General features: G+C 73.0%; 13 protein-coding genes and 1 pseudogene. 9 read left to right on the top strand and 5 right to left on the bottom strand.

All coding sequences use genetic code 11. The features are described 5' to 3' along the window. The first annotated feature begins 102 nt into the window (after positions 1 to 102). Positions 103 to 888: a DeoR/GlpR family DNA-binding transcription regulator gene (locus tag ABZ497_RS26755; RefSeq protein ID WP_352286541.1), complete on the top strand. Its 786-nt coding sequence runs from the start codon at positions 103 to 105 to the stop codon at positions 886 to 888. 66 nt (positions 889 to 954) lie between these two features. Here ABZ497_RS26755 and nagA read toward each other — a convergent pair whose 3' ends face one another. Next, positions 955 to 2127, bottom strand: coding sequence for an N-acetylglucosamine-6-phosphate deacetylase (gene nagA / locus ABZ497_RS26750; protein WP_359808836.1), 1173 nt, complete (start codon positions 2125 to 2127; stop codon positions 955 to 957). A gap of 349 nt (positions 2128 to 2476) precedes the next feature. On the opposite strand from nagA, the pseudogene ABZ497_RS26745 reads away from it, so the two are divergent. Then, positions 2477 to 3271: pseudogene (locus ABZ497_RS26745) on the top strand (ATP-binding SpoIIE family protein phosphatase); the annotation flags it as partial. A 111-nt stretch (positions 3272 to 3382) separates the two neighbouring features. On the opposite strand, the gene ABZ497_RS26740 reads toward ABZ497_RS26745, so the two are convergent. From ABZ497_RS26740 to ABZ497_RS26730, 3 genes are all read right to left on the bottom strand, one after another. Beyond that, positions 3383 to 3583, bottom strand: a complete 201-nt coding sequence (locus tag ABZ497_RS26740) for a hypothetical protein (RefSeq protein WP_359808834.1) — start codon at positions 3581 to 3583, stop codon at positions 3383 to 3385. Continuing rightward, positions 3580 to 3996, bottom strand: a complete 417-nt coding sequence (locus ABZ497_RS26735) for a VOC family protein (protein WP_329485508.1) — start codon at positions 3994 to 3996, stop codon at positions 3580 to 3582. The genes ABZ497_RS26740 and ABZ497_RS26735 overlap by 4 nt, the downstream gene beginning before the upstream one ends. A gap of 243 nt (positions 3997 to 4239) precedes the next feature. Continuing rightward, the gene (locus ABZ497_RS26730; protein WP_359808832.1) at positions 4240 to 5127 is read right to left on the bottom strand and encodes a LysR family transcriptional regulator; all 888 of its coding nucleotides are present in this window, start codon (positions 5125 to 5127) and stop codon (positions 4240 to 4242) included. Between the two features lie 532 nt (positions 5128 to 5659). Here ABZ497_RS26730 and ABZ497_RS26725 point away from each other — a divergent pair. The 7 genes from ABZ497_RS26725 to ABZ497_RS26695 all read left to right on the top strand — a co-directional run bounded on the left by ABZ497_RS26725 (position 5660) and on the right by ABZ497_RS26695 (position 13194). Further along, positions 5660 to 6934 (top strand): extracellular solute-binding protein, encoded by a 1275-nt coding sequence (locus ABZ497_RS26725; RefSeq protein WP_359808831.1) that lies wholly within the window; start codon positions 5660 to 5662, stop codon positions 6932 to 6934. A gap of 121 nt (positions 6935 to 7055) precedes the next feature. Further along, the gene (locus ABZ497_RS26720) at positions 7056 to 7994 is read left to right on the top strand and encodes a sugar ABC transporter permease (RefSeq protein WP_359808829.1); all 939 of its coding nucleotides are present in this window, start codon (positions 7056 to 7058) and stop codon (positions 7992 to 7994) included. After that, positions 7991 to 8890, top strand: coding sequence for a carbohydrate ABC transporter permease (locus tag ABZ497_RS26715; RefSeq protein WP_359808827.1), 900 nt, complete (start codon positions 7991 to 7993; stop codon positions 8888 to 8890). Before ABZ497_RS26720 ends, ABZ497_RS26715 begins: the two co-directional genes overlap by 4 nt. A gap of 136 nt (positions 8891 to 9026) precedes the next feature. After that, complete coding sequence (locus tag ABZ497_RS26710; RefSeq protein ID WP_359808825.1) at positions 9027 to 9992, top strand: ROK family protein; 966 nt, start codon at positions 9027 to 9029, stop codon at positions 9990 to 9992. 425 nt (positions 9993 to 10417) lie between these two features. Continuing rightward, the gene (locus ABZ497_RS26705) at positions 10418 to 11302 is read left to right on the top strand and encodes an SIS domain-containing protein (RefSeq protein ID WP_359808823.1); all 885 of its coding nucleotides are present in this window, start codon (positions 10418 to 10420) and stop codon (positions 11300 to 11302) included. A gap of 58 nt (positions 11303 to 11360) precedes the next feature. Continuing rightward, positions 11361 to 12278: a 1-phosphofructokinase family hexose kinase gene (locus tag ABZ497_RS26700; protein WP_359808821.1), complete on the top strand. Its 918-nt coding sequence runs from the start codon at positions 11361 to 11363 to the stop codon at positions 12276 to 12278. A 31-nt stretch (positions 12279 to 12309) separates the two neighbouring features. Beyond that, positions 12310 to 13194 carry a class II fructose-bisphosphate aldolase gene (locus ABZ497_RS26695; RefSeq protein WP_352286524.1) on the top strand — a complete coding sequence of 295 codons (885 nt, stop codon included), beginning with the start codon at positions 12310 to 12312 and terminating at the stop codon, positions 13192 to 13194. 149 nt (positions 13195 to 13343) lie between these two features. Here the strand turns inward: ABZ497_RS26695 and ABZ497_RS26690 are convergent, their stop codons facing one another. Next, complete coding sequence (locus tag ABZ497_RS26690; RefSeq protein WP_359808819.1) at positions 13344 to 14618, bottom strand: ROK family transcriptional regulator; 1275 nt, start codon at positions 14616 to 14618, stop codon at positions 13344 to 13346. Positions 14619 to 14733: the final 115 nt, after the last annotated feature.

Raw genomic sequence — 14733 nt, 5'->3', positions numbered from 1 at the left:
CTGTCTAGCCAATCCAATCACAGAGATGCACGATCTCTGGCGGTTCGGTCACTGCGTCCGCGATAGGCTTCACCTGCCGACACGACATGTAAGGGAGAGACCATGGGGACGCACGAGAGGTGGACGCGTCTGCTGGAGATCCTGGGCGACCGGGGCCGGCTGGAGGTCGGCGAGGCCGTCGAGCTGCTGAGCGTCTCCGCGGCGACCGTGCGTCGTGACATGGACGAGCTCGCGAACCAGCAGCTGCTGGTGCGCACCCGCGGCGGCGCGGTGCTGAGCGGTGTCGCGTACGACCTGCCGCTGCGCTACAAGACCGCCCGGCAGGCGAACGAGAAGCTCAGGATCGCCAAGGCCGCGGCCGCGCTCATCCCGCCGGGGGCGGTGGTCGGCCTCAACGGCGGCACCACCACGTCGGAGGTCGCCCGGGAGCTCGCGACCCGGCCCGACTTCGCCGAACACAGCAACGGAACCGCGCTGACCGTCGTCACCAACGCGATCAACATCGCCAACGAGCTGGCCGTGCGCCCGTACGTGAAGACGGTGGTCACCGGCGGAGTGGCCCGCCCGAACTCCTACGAGCTGACCGGGCCGCTGGCCACCATGGTGCTCCAGGGCCTCGCGCTCGACTACGCCATCCTCGGCGTCAACGCCGTGGACGCCAAGAACGGCGCCGCCACCCACGACGAGGGAGAGGCCAGCGCCAACCGCGCCATGGCCGAGCGGGCGGACAAGGTGATCATCGTCGCGGACGCCACCAAGATCGGCCGCCGCGCCTTCGCGCAGGTCTGCGCGGTCAACGAGTTCACGGTGCTGATCACCGACAAGGACGCCCCGGAGGAGATCGTCGAGCAGCTGATCGCCCAGGGCGTGGACGTGCACTCGGTCTGACCGCCCCCGGCACCGCGACGTTCGAAGGGGCCCGGCAGCCGCCGGGCCCCTTCGCGTGCGACCGCCTCAGGACTTCGCGCGGAGCGTCGGCAGATGGCCCGCCCCGGCGACCCAGACGCCCTTCTGCATCACGGCGACGACGTCGTGGGCGGCGTCCAGCACCACCAGGTCGGCCTGCTTGCCGGTCTCCAGCGAGCCGACGCGGTCGCCCAGCCCCAGCAGTCGGGCGGGCACCGCGGAGAGCGACCGCGAGGCCTGCTCGGGAGTGAACCCGTCGACCGTCACCGCCCGCTTGAACGCCCGGTCGAGGGTCAGCGTGGAGCCGGCGATGGAGCTGCCGTCGGCGAGTTCCGCGACGCCGGCACGGACCCGGATGTCCAGCGGCCCCAGCCGGTAGGCGCCGTCGCCCATGCCCGCGGCGCTCATCGCGTCGGTGACCAGCGCGATCCGCCCGGCGCCGACCGCGCGGTGGACGAGGCCGACCACCGCGGGGTGCACGTGCACGCCGTCGTTGATGAGCTCGACGGTGACCCGGTCGTCCTCCAGCAGCGCGCCGACCGGCCCGGGGTCCCGGTGGCCGAGGGCGGGCATGCCGTTGAAGAGGTGGGTGGCCACGGTGGCCCCGGCGTCGATGGCGGCGCGGACCGTGCGGTAGTCCGCGGCCGAGTGGCCGACCGCCGCGACGACCCCCGCGTCCACCACGGTCCGGACGGCGTCGAGCCCCCCGGGCAGCTCCGGCGCGAGGGTGACCATGCGGGCGTGGCCCTTGGCGGCGTCCAGCAGCCGGCGCAGCGGTTCGGGGGCGGGGTCGCGCAGCAGGGCGGGGGCGTGGGCGCCGCACCGGCCGCGGGCGATGAACGGACCCTCGAAGTGGACCCCGGCCAGTACGCCGTCCTGGGTGAGTTCGGCGAGTACGGCGGCCTGGTGGCAGAGCTCGTCCAGCTGGGCGGTGACGGTGCTGGCGACGGTGGTGGTGGTCCCGTGCAGGCGGTGGAACCGCGCGGCGGCCATCACCTCCTCGCCGTCGGCGGAGGTGTACGAGGCGCCGCCGCCGCCGTGGACGTGCAGGTCGACGAAGCCGGGCACGACCAGGTGGCCGGTCAGATCCACGTCACCGGGTTCGGGAGTGCCCCCGAACCCGGTGATCAGGGCTCCTTCGACCGTGAGGCGTCCGCCGTCGACGGTGCCGGTGGCGGTCACCAGGCGAGCCCCGGACAGGGAGGTGCGGGTGGCGGTCATGCGGCGCCCGCCGGGCCGTGGGCAGCGTTCGCGTGGTCCATGGAGCCTCTCTTGCGGCGATCGTGCGGCGAGGAGCAGGGCGGCCCCGGGAGGGCGCTGGGCGCGGCAGATCTGCACTCTTGTGCAGCACTCGCGGGCTCTTCGATCAGATCACATCATTGTGGATGAGCCGAAAGTTGCACGCAAGGGCTCCCGGGGGGCCGGAACGGGCGGACCGCCGACGGGCGGCGCAGTCGTCGGCGGTCACCCGGAGGCGTCCGCAGGTCCCGGGGGGGCACTCCCGTCCGGGACGGACCGGGAGTTGCTGGACATATCGGCGAACGCCATGGATGGGGGGTGATCAGACGCCATCACCGGCTCGACCTGCGTCTACTCGGTCTACGACCCGGTCTCCGGCGTCTGCACGTCGCCCGCGCCGGTCACCTCGGGCCCGCCGTCGTCGCTCCCGACGGCACCGTGGCCTTCCCGGAGACGCCGCTCTCGCCGCCGCTCGGCGTGGGCGGCCACCCCTTCGAGACCGCGGAACTCCCCCTCGACGCCGGCTCCCAGCTCGTCCTGTTCACCGACGGCCTGGTGGAGGCCCGTACCGAGGACGTCGACCGGGGCCTGGAGCGGCTCCGCTCGGCGCTCGCCGGCGACGGGCGGCGCACCCCCGACGAGACCTGCCGGGCCGCGATGCGGGCCCTGCCCGTGCCGCACCCCACCGACGACGTGGCCCTGGTCGTCGCGCGGACCGGTCGGCTGGCACCGGACCGGGTGGCCGCGTGGGACGTCCCCGTGGACCCCTCGGCGGTGGCACCCGTCCGCGCCGCCTGCGTCCGCCGCCTGACCGAGTGGGGGCTCGACGAGATCGCCTTCACCACCGAACTGATCCTCAGCGAGCTGATCACCAACGCGATCCGGTACGGCGCGCCGCCCGTCCGGGTCCGGCTGCTTCTCGACACCAGCCTGGTCTGCGGGGTGTCCGACGGGAGCAGCACCGCGCCGCACCTCCGCTGGGCCGCCGCCACCGACGAGGGCGGCCGGGGCATCTTCCTGATCGCCCAGCTCGCCCACCGCTGGGGCACCCGGTATCACGCCGAGCGGCAAGGTCATCTGGTCCGAGCAGCCGCTCCCCGGCGACGGCTCCCCGACGGCGGGCTGACGCCGCCCGCGCGCCCGACGGCGGCGGGCCCGCGGACCACACCCCGTCGCCGCGGGAGCGACGGGGGGCCCGAGGGCGACGGGGCCGACGGGGGCGCGCAGCGTCCGGCGGTCAGGGCCGGCAGGATCCGCACCGGGGCGGCTCCGTCCGCGGCGCGGGGACGAACAGGCCGAACACCGTGTCGGCGACCACCCCGAAGTCGCCTCCCCCCAGGGCCTTCCGGTCGCCACCGGGCGCCCGCGGACCGACGGCGGGGTCCAGCAGGGCGGGGGCGGGCCCTTCGACGACCGGCGACGGATGGACGTCGGTCACGGCCGGCCCCCCTCGCCCGTGCGGACGCCGGAGGACCGGGCCGCTCCCCCGGGCTCGCTCCACTCCGCGAGCTGGACGTCGATGCCGTTGGGGTCGAGCACCCCGAACGTCCACGCGCCCCACGGCTGCAGGGTCAGCGGCGCGGTCACCTTCACCCCTGCCGCTACCAGGCGGGCCGCCTCCTCCGCGATGCCGGTGACGGTGAACGACACGTAGCCGTCGAGCGGCGGGTTCGGTGCCACCGCGAAGTCCGACAGGACCAGGGTGATGTCGGTGGCGGCGTCGTCCCGTTCGAGCTGGACGAAGCCGTCCGTGCGCAGGACTTCACGGAATCCGAGGTGCTCGGTGAAGAAACGGCTGGAGGCGGCCGGGTCACCGACCACCAGCGCCACGGTGGTGGACGTGATGTTCATGCCGTCCAGCCTGGTCGCCGTGCCGGGAGCGAACAACGGCGATTCTCGCAACGATCGTTAACCCCCGGCTTCACGATCCGGTCGGGCGAGCGGCCCCGCCGCGGAAGGCGTGAAGCGGACGGCGTGCCGCGGACCCCGGGAAAGCGTCCCGCCGTTCGCCGAGTACGTCGCCCGGTTCTCGGCGCCCCGAGGCGCTCCGGGCATCCGGCGGACCACCCGCCCGACCGGTCCGCCGGGCGGACCCTAGAAGGCGAACACGCCGAGGTCGCGGACCGTGGCGGCGAGGGCGCGGATGGCGTCGTCCTCCGCCCCCGTGCGCCACACGAGGGCGAAGGAGAGCGGGGCGAGGTCGGTGATCGGCAGCCAGCGGACGTCGGGCATGCCCCAGTACCGGGTGACGTGGCTCGGGAAGGGCTGGACGATGTCGCCCATGGCGACCAGGTCGATCAGTTCGGAGGAGTGCGTCACCTGGTACGCGCGCTCGATCGGGCGGCCCTTGGGGGTGGTGAAGGGCAGGTACCCCTCCTCCCAGTAGTCCAGTCCGATCCGGCCGCTGCCCTGCGGGAAGTCGGCGAGGTTCTCGAGCCGGACCGACGACCGGCCGCCGAGCGGGTGGTCCGCCGCCACGGCGAGGATGCGCGGGTCGGTGAACAGGGTGGGGCCGACGGTCAGATCGGGCTCCTCGACGGGGAGCCAGGCGACGAAGATGTCGCATTCGCCGTCGCGCAGCTTGCCGAACGGGTCGTCCAGGACCGACAGCCGGACCTGCAGCTCCCACTGGGGGTGGCGCTTGCGGAACGTCTTCCAGTAGACGTGCAGGTCGCCGACGTTGAACGGCATCATCAGGACCCGCAGCCGCCCGCTCACCCCCTGGGCGGCCATCCGCGCGCGCTCCAGCGAGTCCTGGAGGCCCTGGTAGCACGGCCGCAGGTCGTCCCGCAGCTGCCGGCCGACCTCGGTCAGCCGCACCGTCCGGCTGGTGCGCTCGAACAGCATCGCCCCGACGCTGCGCTCCTGCTTCCTGATCGCCTGGCTGACCCGGGCCGGGGAGATGTGCAGCCGCTCGGCGGTCCGGCCGAAGTGCAGTTCCTCGGCCAGCGCCAGAAAGATCTCGATGTCCCGCAGCTCCACCAGCGTCCCCCGATGTTCCCCGTGCCGATCTTCCGATCGCCGCGAAGTCTACGGCGCCCGCCCCCTGGCCGGTATGACGGGCGGCCGCCGCCGGGGGGCCTCGGACCGACGGTTCCGGCACCGGGCGGACGCGCCGTCGCGGCCCCTCCCGGCGACGACGACGCAGGGCCGCTTGGCGTGATTGATTGTGATTCGTCAGGCCAATTTCCGAGCATAGGCGCGCAGTGCAGCTGACTCGTCACGGGGTGTATCGCAATGACACGTCAAGGGTCGATAGTGGGTGTCGCATTGACAACGGTCTGGCAACAGGGCTGGACCGGCTCGAACGGCTGATGAACACTGAGCCATCAGAAGACGCCACAAGATGATTCATTACTGCTAGATTTGCGCATATTCGCGCAGCAAGTCGCAGTCTCTCCGTCGGTCGAGCAGGTCTGACGACGGTCCTCCCAGAAGCCCGGATGCGCCGTTCCGTGGCTCGAAGAACACGTCCGGCACCCGGCATCGCCGCCGGGGCCAGAGGAGGTCTCCCATGAAGAACCGCGCGCTCACGCTCCTGTCCGCCTGTACGGTCGGCGCGCTCGCCCTCACCGCCTGCGGCAGCAGCGGCGGCGACAGCGCGTCAGCGGACGGCACGGTCACCCTCAAGCTGGTGGCGGCCGACTACGGGGACAAGGCGAGCAACAGCTCCAAGGCCTACTGGGACGACGTCGCCCAGCGCTTCCAGGCCGCCAACCCCAAGATCAGGATCGATGTCCAGGTCGTGAACTGGAACGACATCGACAAGCAGGTCAAGACGATGATCCAGAGCGGCAACGAGCCCGACATCCTGCAGACCGGCGGGTACGCCGACAAGGTCACGGACGACCTGCTCTACAAGGCCGACGACGTCATCTCGATGGCGACCAAGGCCAACCTCATCTCCACCTTCGCCTCGGCGGGCGAGGTCAACGGCGTCCAGTACGGCATACCGTTCGTCTCCTCGGCCCGCGCGTTCTTCTACAACAAGGCCCTGTTCACCCAGGCCGGCATCACCGAGGCCCCCAAGAGCTGGGACGACGTCAAGAAGGACGCCGAGCTGATCAAGGCCAAGGTCCCCGGCGTCACCCCGTACGCGCTCCCCCTCGGCCCGGAGGAGGCCCAGGGCGAGAGCGCGATGTGGGAGTTCGGCAACGGCGGTGCCATCACCGACGATTCGGGCAACTACACGCTCAACAGCGCGGCCAACGTCGACACCTTCAAGTGGCTGAAGACCAACCTGGTCGACCCCGGCCTGACCTACGCCAACCCGGCCACCACCGACCGCAAGACCGCCTTCGCGGACTTCGCCGCGGGCAAGGCCGCCATGCTCAACGGCCACCCGTCCCTGATCCAGATGGCCGCCGACGGCAAGGTCGACTACGGCGTCGCACCGATCCCCGGCAAGGACGGCGCGCTCAAGTCCACCCTCGGCGTGGCCGACTGGACGATGGCCTTCAAGAAGAACGGCCACAAGGAGCAGATCAAGCAGTTCCTGGACTTCGCGTACTCCAAGGAGAACACGCTGAAGTTCGACGAGCTCTACAACCTCATGCCCGTCACCCAGGACACCCTGACCGAGATGACGGCCAGCGGCAAGCACAAGGACCTGGAGCCGTTCTTCGCGCTGCTCCCGCAGGCCAAGTTCTACCCGCTCGGCAAGACCAGCTGGGACACCGTCTCCGCCGAGATGAAGAAGACCATCGGCACCGCCGTCAAGGAGGACCCGGCCAAGGTGCTGGGCGACCTGCAGAAGAAGGCCGAAGCCGCGGCCGCCGACACCAAGTAGGCGCCCCGGCCCCCCGACCGCGGGGGCGGCGGACCGCCCTGACTCAGCGCCGCCGCCCCCGCACCACCACCGTCCCGCTCCGTGCGGCACCCAGGCCGCACGCGCACGGAAGGCGCCTCCGGTGTCCCTCAACCCCTCCCGCACCAAGGCGGCCGGGCCGGCCCCCGGCCCGAAGGCCTCCCGCCGACGCGGCCTCGACCGCCTCGGCCCGCTCCCCTGGATCGGCCCCGCCGTCCTGCTGATCATCGCCGTCGTCCTGTGGCCCGTCTACGAGATGGTCCACACCTCGTTCCAGCGGATCAGCACCAGCGGCTTCGTCCGCGGCTCGGCCGGCTTCGACAAGTACCGCAAACTCTTCGACGAGACCGACCTCGGACACGTCCTGACCGCCACCGTCGTCTGGACCGTGGTCGTCGTCAGCATCACCATGGTCGCCTCACTGGCCCTCGCCCAGCTGTTCAACCAGCAGTTCCCCGGCCGCCGCCTCACCCGCTGGGCGCTGATCGCGCCCTGGGCGGCGTCCGTCCTGATGACCGCCATCGGCTTCAAGTGGATGCTCAACCAGACCGCCGGCGTCCTCAACACCGCGATGGTCGACCTCGGGATCATCGACGGCCCCAAGGACTGGCTCGGCGACCCGTCCACCGCCTGGCCGTGGATGGTGTTCGTGGCGATCTTCGTCTCGCTCCCCTTCACCACCTACACCCTGCTCGCCGGTCTGCAGACCGTGCCCGCGGAGCTCTACGAGGCGGCGGAGGTCGACGGCGCCGGCACCTGGCGCACCTACCGCCTGATCACCCTGCCGCTGCTGCGCCCGGCCTTCCTCGTCGGTGTCGTCATCAACCTGATCAACGTCTTCAACTCCTTCCCCATCATCTGGGGCATGACGCAGGGCGGGCCGAGCAGCGACACCGCCACCACCACCGTCTTCATGTACCAGCTGAAGAACACCGACATCGGCGAGAGCGCGGCCATGTCCGTCGTCAACTTCGCCCTGGTCGTCGTCATGGTGCTGCTCTTCCTCAAGGTCAGCCGCTGGAACGAGGAGGAGAACCGATGACCCAGCAGACCCTCACCGAGCCCCGTACCGCGCAGCGCCGGCGCCGGCCCGCCGCCCCGGCCGTGCCGCCGGCCGGCCGGCGCCTCCGCCCCCGGACCGTGGTCGTCGCGGCCACCGCCTGGCTGCTGGCCGCCGTCTTCCTGCTGCCCTACGCGCAGATGGTGATCACCGCGCTGCGCCCGGCCGACGAGCTGCGCGACAACACCTACCTCCCGGAGCACTTCGCCTGGTCCAACTTCGTCGACGTCTGGCGCGAGTCCAACCTCGGCTCGAACCTGCGCGTCACCCTGCTCGTGGCCGGCGGGTCCACCGTGCTGGTCCTGCTGGTGGCGCTGCCCGCCGCGTACTACACGGCCCGGATGACCTTCCGCGGACGCAAGCTCTTCCTGCTGCTCGTGCTGGTCACCCAGATGTTCCAGCCGACGTCGCTCCTGGTGGGCCTCTACCGCGAGTTCTACCAGCTGGACATGCTCAACTCGGTCTGGACGCTGATCCTCTGCAACGCCGCCTTCAACCTGGCGTTCGCGATCTGGATCCTCAGCGCCTACATCGGCTCCATCCCGGTGGCGCTGGAGGAGGCGGCCATGATCGACGGTCTGAGCCGGTTCAGGGCGCTCCTGCGCGTCACGCTCCCGCTCGCGCTGCCCGGGGTCGTCACCGCCGTGATCTTCACCTTCATCGCGGCCTGGAACGAGTTCGTCATGGGCCTGACCCTGTCCACCGTGCCCGACAGCCAGCCGCTCACCGTCGGCATCAACAGCTTCGTCGGCAACTACACGGTGCAGTGGAACTTCCTGTTCGCCGGGTCGATCGTCGCCATCCTCCCGGTCGTGGTGCTCTTCGCCTTCATCGAGCGCCAGGTCGTCTCCGGACTGACCGCCGGATCCGTGAAGTAGCCCGCCGGCCCGCACCCGCCGACCGTCGAGGACCGGCGGTCGGCAGGCCGCTGTGACCACCCCCCGAGCACCAGGGAGCCCACCGTGCCCGAGAGCAGTACGAGAGCCCGTCACCCCGTCGCATCGGAGGCGCGCGATGGCTGAGCACGCCCGGCCCGACGAGTGCGTCATCGCCCTGGACGTGGGCGGCACCGGGATGAAGGGGGCGCTGGTCGACCGGCGGTCGGGCGTCCTGCTCACCGAGCGGCGCCGCACGCCCCGGGCGGCCGGGCCCGAGGCCGTCGTCGACGCCGTCACGGCGGCCCTGCGGTCCCTCGCCGGCCAGGCCGCGGACCTCGGCCTCACCGTCCGCCAGGCCGGGGTGGTCGTCCCCGGCATCGTCGACGCCGAGCGGGCCGTGGCCGTCTACGCCGCCAACCTCGGCTGGCGCGACCTGCCGCTGGCCGCCCTGCTCGAAGAACGCACCGGACTGCCGGTCACGCTGGGCCACGACGTACGGGCCGGCGGCCTGGCGGAGGTCCGGCTGGGCGCCGCGCGGGGCGCCCGGGACGCGCTGTTCGTCGCGATCGGCACCGGCATCTCGGCCGCGATCGTCCACGACGGCCGGCTGCTGACCGCCGGCGGCTACGCGGGCGAGCTCGGCCACCTCGTCGTCGAACCGGACGGCCGGCCGTGCCCCTGCGGCGCCCGGGGCTGCCTGGAGACCATCGCCTCCGCGGCGGGCATCGCCGCGGCCTACAGCGCCCGCACCGGCCGGCCCGTCCACGGCGCCGCCGAGGTCGCCGCCCTGCTCACCGAGGGGGACGAGGCCGCCCTGGCCGTCTGGCAGCGCGCCGTCCACGGGCTGGCGACCGCGCTCACCACCGCCGTGACGCTGCTCGCCCCCGAGGTCGTCGTCCTCGGCGGCGGGCTCGCCGAGTCGGACGGCCTGCTGCTGGACCCGCTGCGGGCCGGCCTCGACCGGAGACTGACGTTCCACCGGCGCCCCCGCCTGGTGGCCGCCGCGCTGGGCGACGAGGCGGGCTGCCTCGGCGCCGGGCTGCACGCCTGGGACACGGTGGACCGGCTGGGAACAGCGCTGGGCGCTCCCGACCGTCACTGACCGGGCCGCCGTACCGGCCCCCGCCGGCCCCCCGCCCCGCCCCCGCCCGCGCCGCTCGTCCGGCAGGACCCGGCGCGGCTCCGTGGGGCCCGCAGGCGCGCGCCCGGACCTCAGGTGAATCTGCGATCAATACTGTCGCAAACTCTCACTCTTGACTCATGGACAATCACGCCTTCCGAGGCGGCGAACGGCATCGTTCGGCGAACGTTCGCCGCTCCACGCACGGGCGATCGCCCCAGCTCACGCGCCATGCAACGGTGTTGATCCGATGGACGGGCGGTCGAGGGCGGATCGCGAGGGAACTTCTGCATGCGCACTTCAAAGTCGGCATCGGGCCGCACCACCCTGGTATCAAATGCTTGAAGATGCTTAAATATGCATCATCTAGCTCAGCTTTCATCAGATGATCTTGAAAGGGGTCAGCAATGACGCACGTAGAGGCAGAGATCGCCGACCAGCCGCAGTGCTGGGCGCGCGCGGCGGCACTGGCCGCGGCCGGCCACCCCGCCCTGCCCGGCGCGGGCGAGCGGGTCGCCGTCGTCGGGTGCGGGACGTCGTACTTCATGGGCCAGGCGTACGCCGCCCTGCGCGAGACCGGCGGCCAGGGCGTGACCGACGCGTTCGCCGCGTCCGAGTTCCCGACCGGCCGCTCCTACGACCGCGTGATCGCACTCACCCGCTCCGGCACCACGACCGAGGTACTGGAACTGCTCGACGGCCTGCGCGGAAAGGTCCGGACCAGTGCGATCACGGCGGATCCGAACACGCCCGTCATGTCGGCCGCGGACGACGTCGTCGTCCTGGACTTCGCCGACGAGCGGTCGGTCGTGCAGACGCGCTTCGCCACCACCGCGCTGACGTTCCTGCGCGCGCACCTGGGCCTGCACACCGAGGCGGTGGAGGAGGACGCCCGCCGCGCCCTGGCGGAGCCCCTGCCGGCCGGCCTGGTCGAGTGCGGCCAGTTCACCTTCCTGGGGCGCGGCTGGACGGTCGGCCTGGCCAACGAGGCCGCGCTGAAGATGCGCGAGGCGGCCCTCGCCTGGACCGAGTCGTACCCGGCCATGGAGTACCGCCACGGCCCGATCAGCATCGCCGCGCCGTCCACCGCCACCTGGATGCTCGGCGACGCCCCGGTCGGCCTCGCCGAGCAGGTCGACTCGACCGGTGCCCACTGGATCGAGGGCCGGCTCGACCCGCTGGCCGAGCTGGTCCGCGTGCACCGCCTCGCCGTCGCCGTCGCGGCGGCCAGGGGCCTCGACCCCGACCAGCCGCGCAACCTGACGCGCTCCGTGATCCTCGCCGACGCGTGACCCCCACCGTCCAGGTCCCCGCGGCCGGGCGTACCGCAGCGGCAGGGAGGCAACCGTCGTGATCGTGACCGTCACGCCCAACCCGGCGCTCGACATCACCTACACCCTCGCCGCGCTGCGGCCGCACGAGAGCCACCGCGTGGAGACCGTCCACGAGCAGGCCGGCGGCAAGGGCGTCAACGTGGCCCGGGTGCTGCACGCCCTGGGGCGGCGGACCACGGCGGTCCTGCCGCTCGGCGGGACCGCGGGCAGCGCCGTCAAGGCCGACCTCGACCGGTCGGGGATCGTCCATCTGACGATCCCGCTCACCGGAGCGGCGACCCGACGGACGATCTCCGTCGTGCACGACGGCGACGCCACGATGCTCAACGAACCCGGGCCGGAGCTGTCCGCGCTCCAGTGGACCGCGCTCCGCGCGGGGGTGGCGAGCCTGGTGCCGGCCGCCCGGGCCCTGGTGCTGTCCGGCAGCCTGCCCGGGGGCGTTCCGCCCGGCGGCTACGCCGAGTTGGTGCGGCTCGCCCGCGACCGGGGCGTCCCGGTGATCCTCGACGCCGCCGGCCCGGCGCTCACCGAAGCCCTCGACGCCCGGCCGACGATCATCAAACCGAACGCCGCCGAACTGCGGGAGGCCACCGGGACGGCCGATCCGCCGACGGCCGCCCGGGCGCTCGTGCGGGCGGGCGCCGGAACGGTCGTCGCCTCCCTCGGACCGGACGGGCTGCTGGCCGTCGACCCGGCCGGGGCCTGGCGGGCCTTCCTCCCGGCGGACGCCGGCATCAGCGGCAACCCCACCGGAGCCGGGGACTCCGTGGTGGCCGCCCTCGCCGTCGGCCTCGCCGAGCACGCCCCGCTGCCGGTCGCGCTGACCCGGGCCGTCGCGCTGTCGGCCGCCACCGTCCAGGCCCGCTACGCCGGCATGTTCGACCGCGACGGCTACCGGCGTCTGCTCCCCCAGGTCCAGGTCGTCCCGGCCTGACCGCCCACCCTCACCCCGAGAAGGGTCCGCCATGCCTCTCAGCACCACGGGCGAACTGGTCGCCGAAGCCGCCGCCCGGCGCGGCGCCGTCGCCGCGTTCAACGTCATCACCCTGGAACACATCGAGGCCGTCGTCGCCGCCGCCGAGGCCACCGGGGAGCCGGTCATCCTCCAGGTGAGCGAGAACGCCGTGAAGTTCCACGGCGGCCGCCCGCACCCGATAGCCGCGGCCGCCGTCAGCGCCGCGCGCCGCAGCGGCGCCCGGGTGGCACTGCACCTCGACCATGTGAAGAGCGAGGCGCTGCTCCGCGAGGCCGCGGACTGCGGATTCAGCTCCGCCATGTTCGACGCCGCGCACCTGTCCTACGGGGAGAACGTCGCCGCCACCCGCCGGGCCGCCGACTGGGCCCACGCCAACGGCCTCTGGCTGGAGGCCGAACTCGGCGAGGTGGGCGGCAAGGACGGCACCGGGCCGCTGAGCGCCCACGCCCCCGGGGCCCGCACCGATCCCGACGAGGCCCGGCGCTTCGTGGCCGAGACCGGCATCGACGCGCTCGCCGTCGCCGTCGGCAGCTCGCACGCCATGACCACCCGCGACGCGACGATCGACCACACCCTGCTCGCCGCGCTGCACCACGCCCTGGACCTCCCCCTGGTCCTGCACGGCTCCTCCGGCGTCAGCGACCCGGAACTCCAGCGCGCGATCCGGGTCGGCATCAGCAAGGTCAACATCGGCACCGCCCTGAGCATCGCCATGACCGGCGCGATCCGGTCCCACCTGCGCGGCGACCCCAACGGCGTGGACCCGCGCCACTACCTCGCGGCCGGCCGCGAGGCCGTCACCGACACCACCGCCCAGCTCCTGACGACCGTCGGCGCGGCGGACCGGGGCGGCGTCCCGGTCTCCAGCGGCTGACGGACGGCGGCCGGCCCGGCCCGTGGACCCCGTGGACGGCGGGAGGGCGCGGAAGGGTGCGGAAGGGTGCGGGAGGGCGCACCGGACAGGGCCGCGACGGCCGGACGGGCCGTCGCGGCCCCTCGGCGTGCTTCCCCGCCCCGGCCTCCTCAGGCGCCCGCGTCCACCCGGCGCTCCGGCGCGCTCGTCGGGTCGAGGAAGATGCCCTCCAGGGTCAGATACGCCCCGCCCTGGGCCGCGTTGGAGAGCCCGAGGGTGGAGGCGGCCACCACGACGCGCTCGGCGGTGGGCCTGATCCGGCGCTCGTCGAGCACCCGCTGCACGGCGTCGACCAGATAGCGGCCGAAGACCGCGAAGTACCCGCCGAGGACGATCCTCGGCGGGTTCAGCACGTCCACCAGGATGCCCAGCCCGAGGGCCAGGTCGTCCGCGATCAGGGCCAGCGCAGCCAGCGTCCGCTGCTCGCCCCGGTCCGCCCGCGCCAGCAGCTCGTCCAGGCGCTGCGCGAGGTCGACCGACCGGTCGTGCACCCGGTCGGTGCGGTCGGCAGCCGCGTCCAGGAAGGCCTGCAGGCCCACCGCGGTCTCCCAGCAGCCCGTCCGGCCGCAGGCGCAGGGGCGCTCCCGGCGGTCGACGTGCATGTGCCCGATCTCGGAGCCGCGCAGCAGCTTGCCGCCGGAGAGGCTGGCGCCGCCGACGCCGATCCCGCCGGTGACGTAGACCAGTTCGCGGACGTCGTCGGCGGCCGCGCGGAGGTACTCGGCCAGCGCCCCGGACTCGGCGTCGTTCGCGAGCAGAACGGGCGGGGCGGCCGGGCCGAGCCGCGCGCGCAGTTCGGCGGCGGCCGGCACGTCGCGCCAGCCGAAGTTGGTGGCCACCAGGACGGTGCCCGACCCGGCGTCGACCTCGCCCTGGGTGACCAGGGTGACGCCCGCCGCGCTCATCCCCCGGGCGCCGATCTCGCGCAGACAGGCGCGGACCATCCCCGCGACCTCGTGCAGCGTCTCCTGCGGGCTCAGCTCCGGCAGGTCGATCCCGCGTCGCCGCTCGTGGACGACGGTGCCGCTCAGATCCACCGCCAGCACGGTGATGTGATCGACGCCCAGCTCGGCGCCGACCCCGCAGACCCAGCGCCCGTCGAGCGTGACCATGCGGTGCGGGCGGCCCACCGCGCCCGCCCGGTCCAGCTCGCCCTCGCGGACCAGGCCGCGCTGGATCAGCTCGGTGACCAGCACCGAGACGGTGGCCTTCGGCAGCCCGGCGACGGCGGCGATCCGGGTGCGCGACTGCTCGCCGCTCTCCCTCAGCAGGCGCAGCACCAGGCCCAGGTTGTTGCGGCGCATCGACCCCTTGTCGGCGGCGTCGGGGTAGCCCGCCATGATGCCGGCGGCCCCGGTGGTGCCACTGCCCCGTGCTTCCTGCACTGTCTCTCCTGTTCCCGAGGGTGCCGACGGCGCCCATGGTAGTTGTCGCGGCGATCGGAATAACGGCCTTGCCTGCGCTGGACCTTGACAATACCCACCTTAGTTCAGACACTAG

Source organism: Kitasatospora sp. NPDC005751, from assembly GCF_040630835.1.
Taxonomy (GTDB): domain Bacteria; phylum Actinomycetota; class Actinomycetes; order Streptomycetales; family Streptomycetaceae; genus Kitasatospora.
This window is presented reverse-complemented; position numbering and strand designations above follow the sequence as displayed.

Bases quoted from the DNA above. Each gene is read 5' to 3' on its own strand.
- ABZ497_RS26755 (WP_352286541.1), top strand. From the start codon at position 103: ATGGGGACGCACGAGAGGTGGACGCGTCTGCTGGAGATCCTGGGCGAC.
- nagA (WP_359808836.1), bottom strand. From the start codon at position 2,127: ATGACCGCCACCCGCACCTCCCTGTCCGGGGCTCGCCTGGTGACCGCC.
- ABZ497_RS26735 (WP_329485508.1), bottom strand. From the start codon at position 3,996: ATGAACATCACGTCCACCACCGTGGCGCTGGTGGTCGGTGACCCGGCC.
- ABZ497_RS26725 (WP_359808831.1), top strand. From the start codon at position 5,660: ATGAAGAACCGCGCGCTCACGCTCCTGTCCGCCTGTACGGTCGGCGCG.
- ABZ497_RS26715 (WP_359808827.1), top strand. From the start codon at position 7,991: ATGACCCAGCAGACCCTCACCGAGCCCCGTACCGCGCAGCGCCGGCGC.
- ABZ497_RS26710 (WP_359808825.1), top strand. From the start codon at position 9,027: ATGGCTGAGCACGCCCGGCCCGACGAGTGCGTCATCGCCCTGGACGTG.
- ABZ497_RS26705 (WP_359808823.1), top strand. From the start codon at position 10,418: ATGACGCACGTAGAGGCAGAGATCGCCGACCAGCCGCAGTGCTGGGCG.
- ABZ497_RS26695 (WP_352286524.1), top strand. From the start codon at position 12,310: ATGCCTCTCAGCACCACGGGCGAACTGGTCGCCGAAGCCGCCGCCCGG.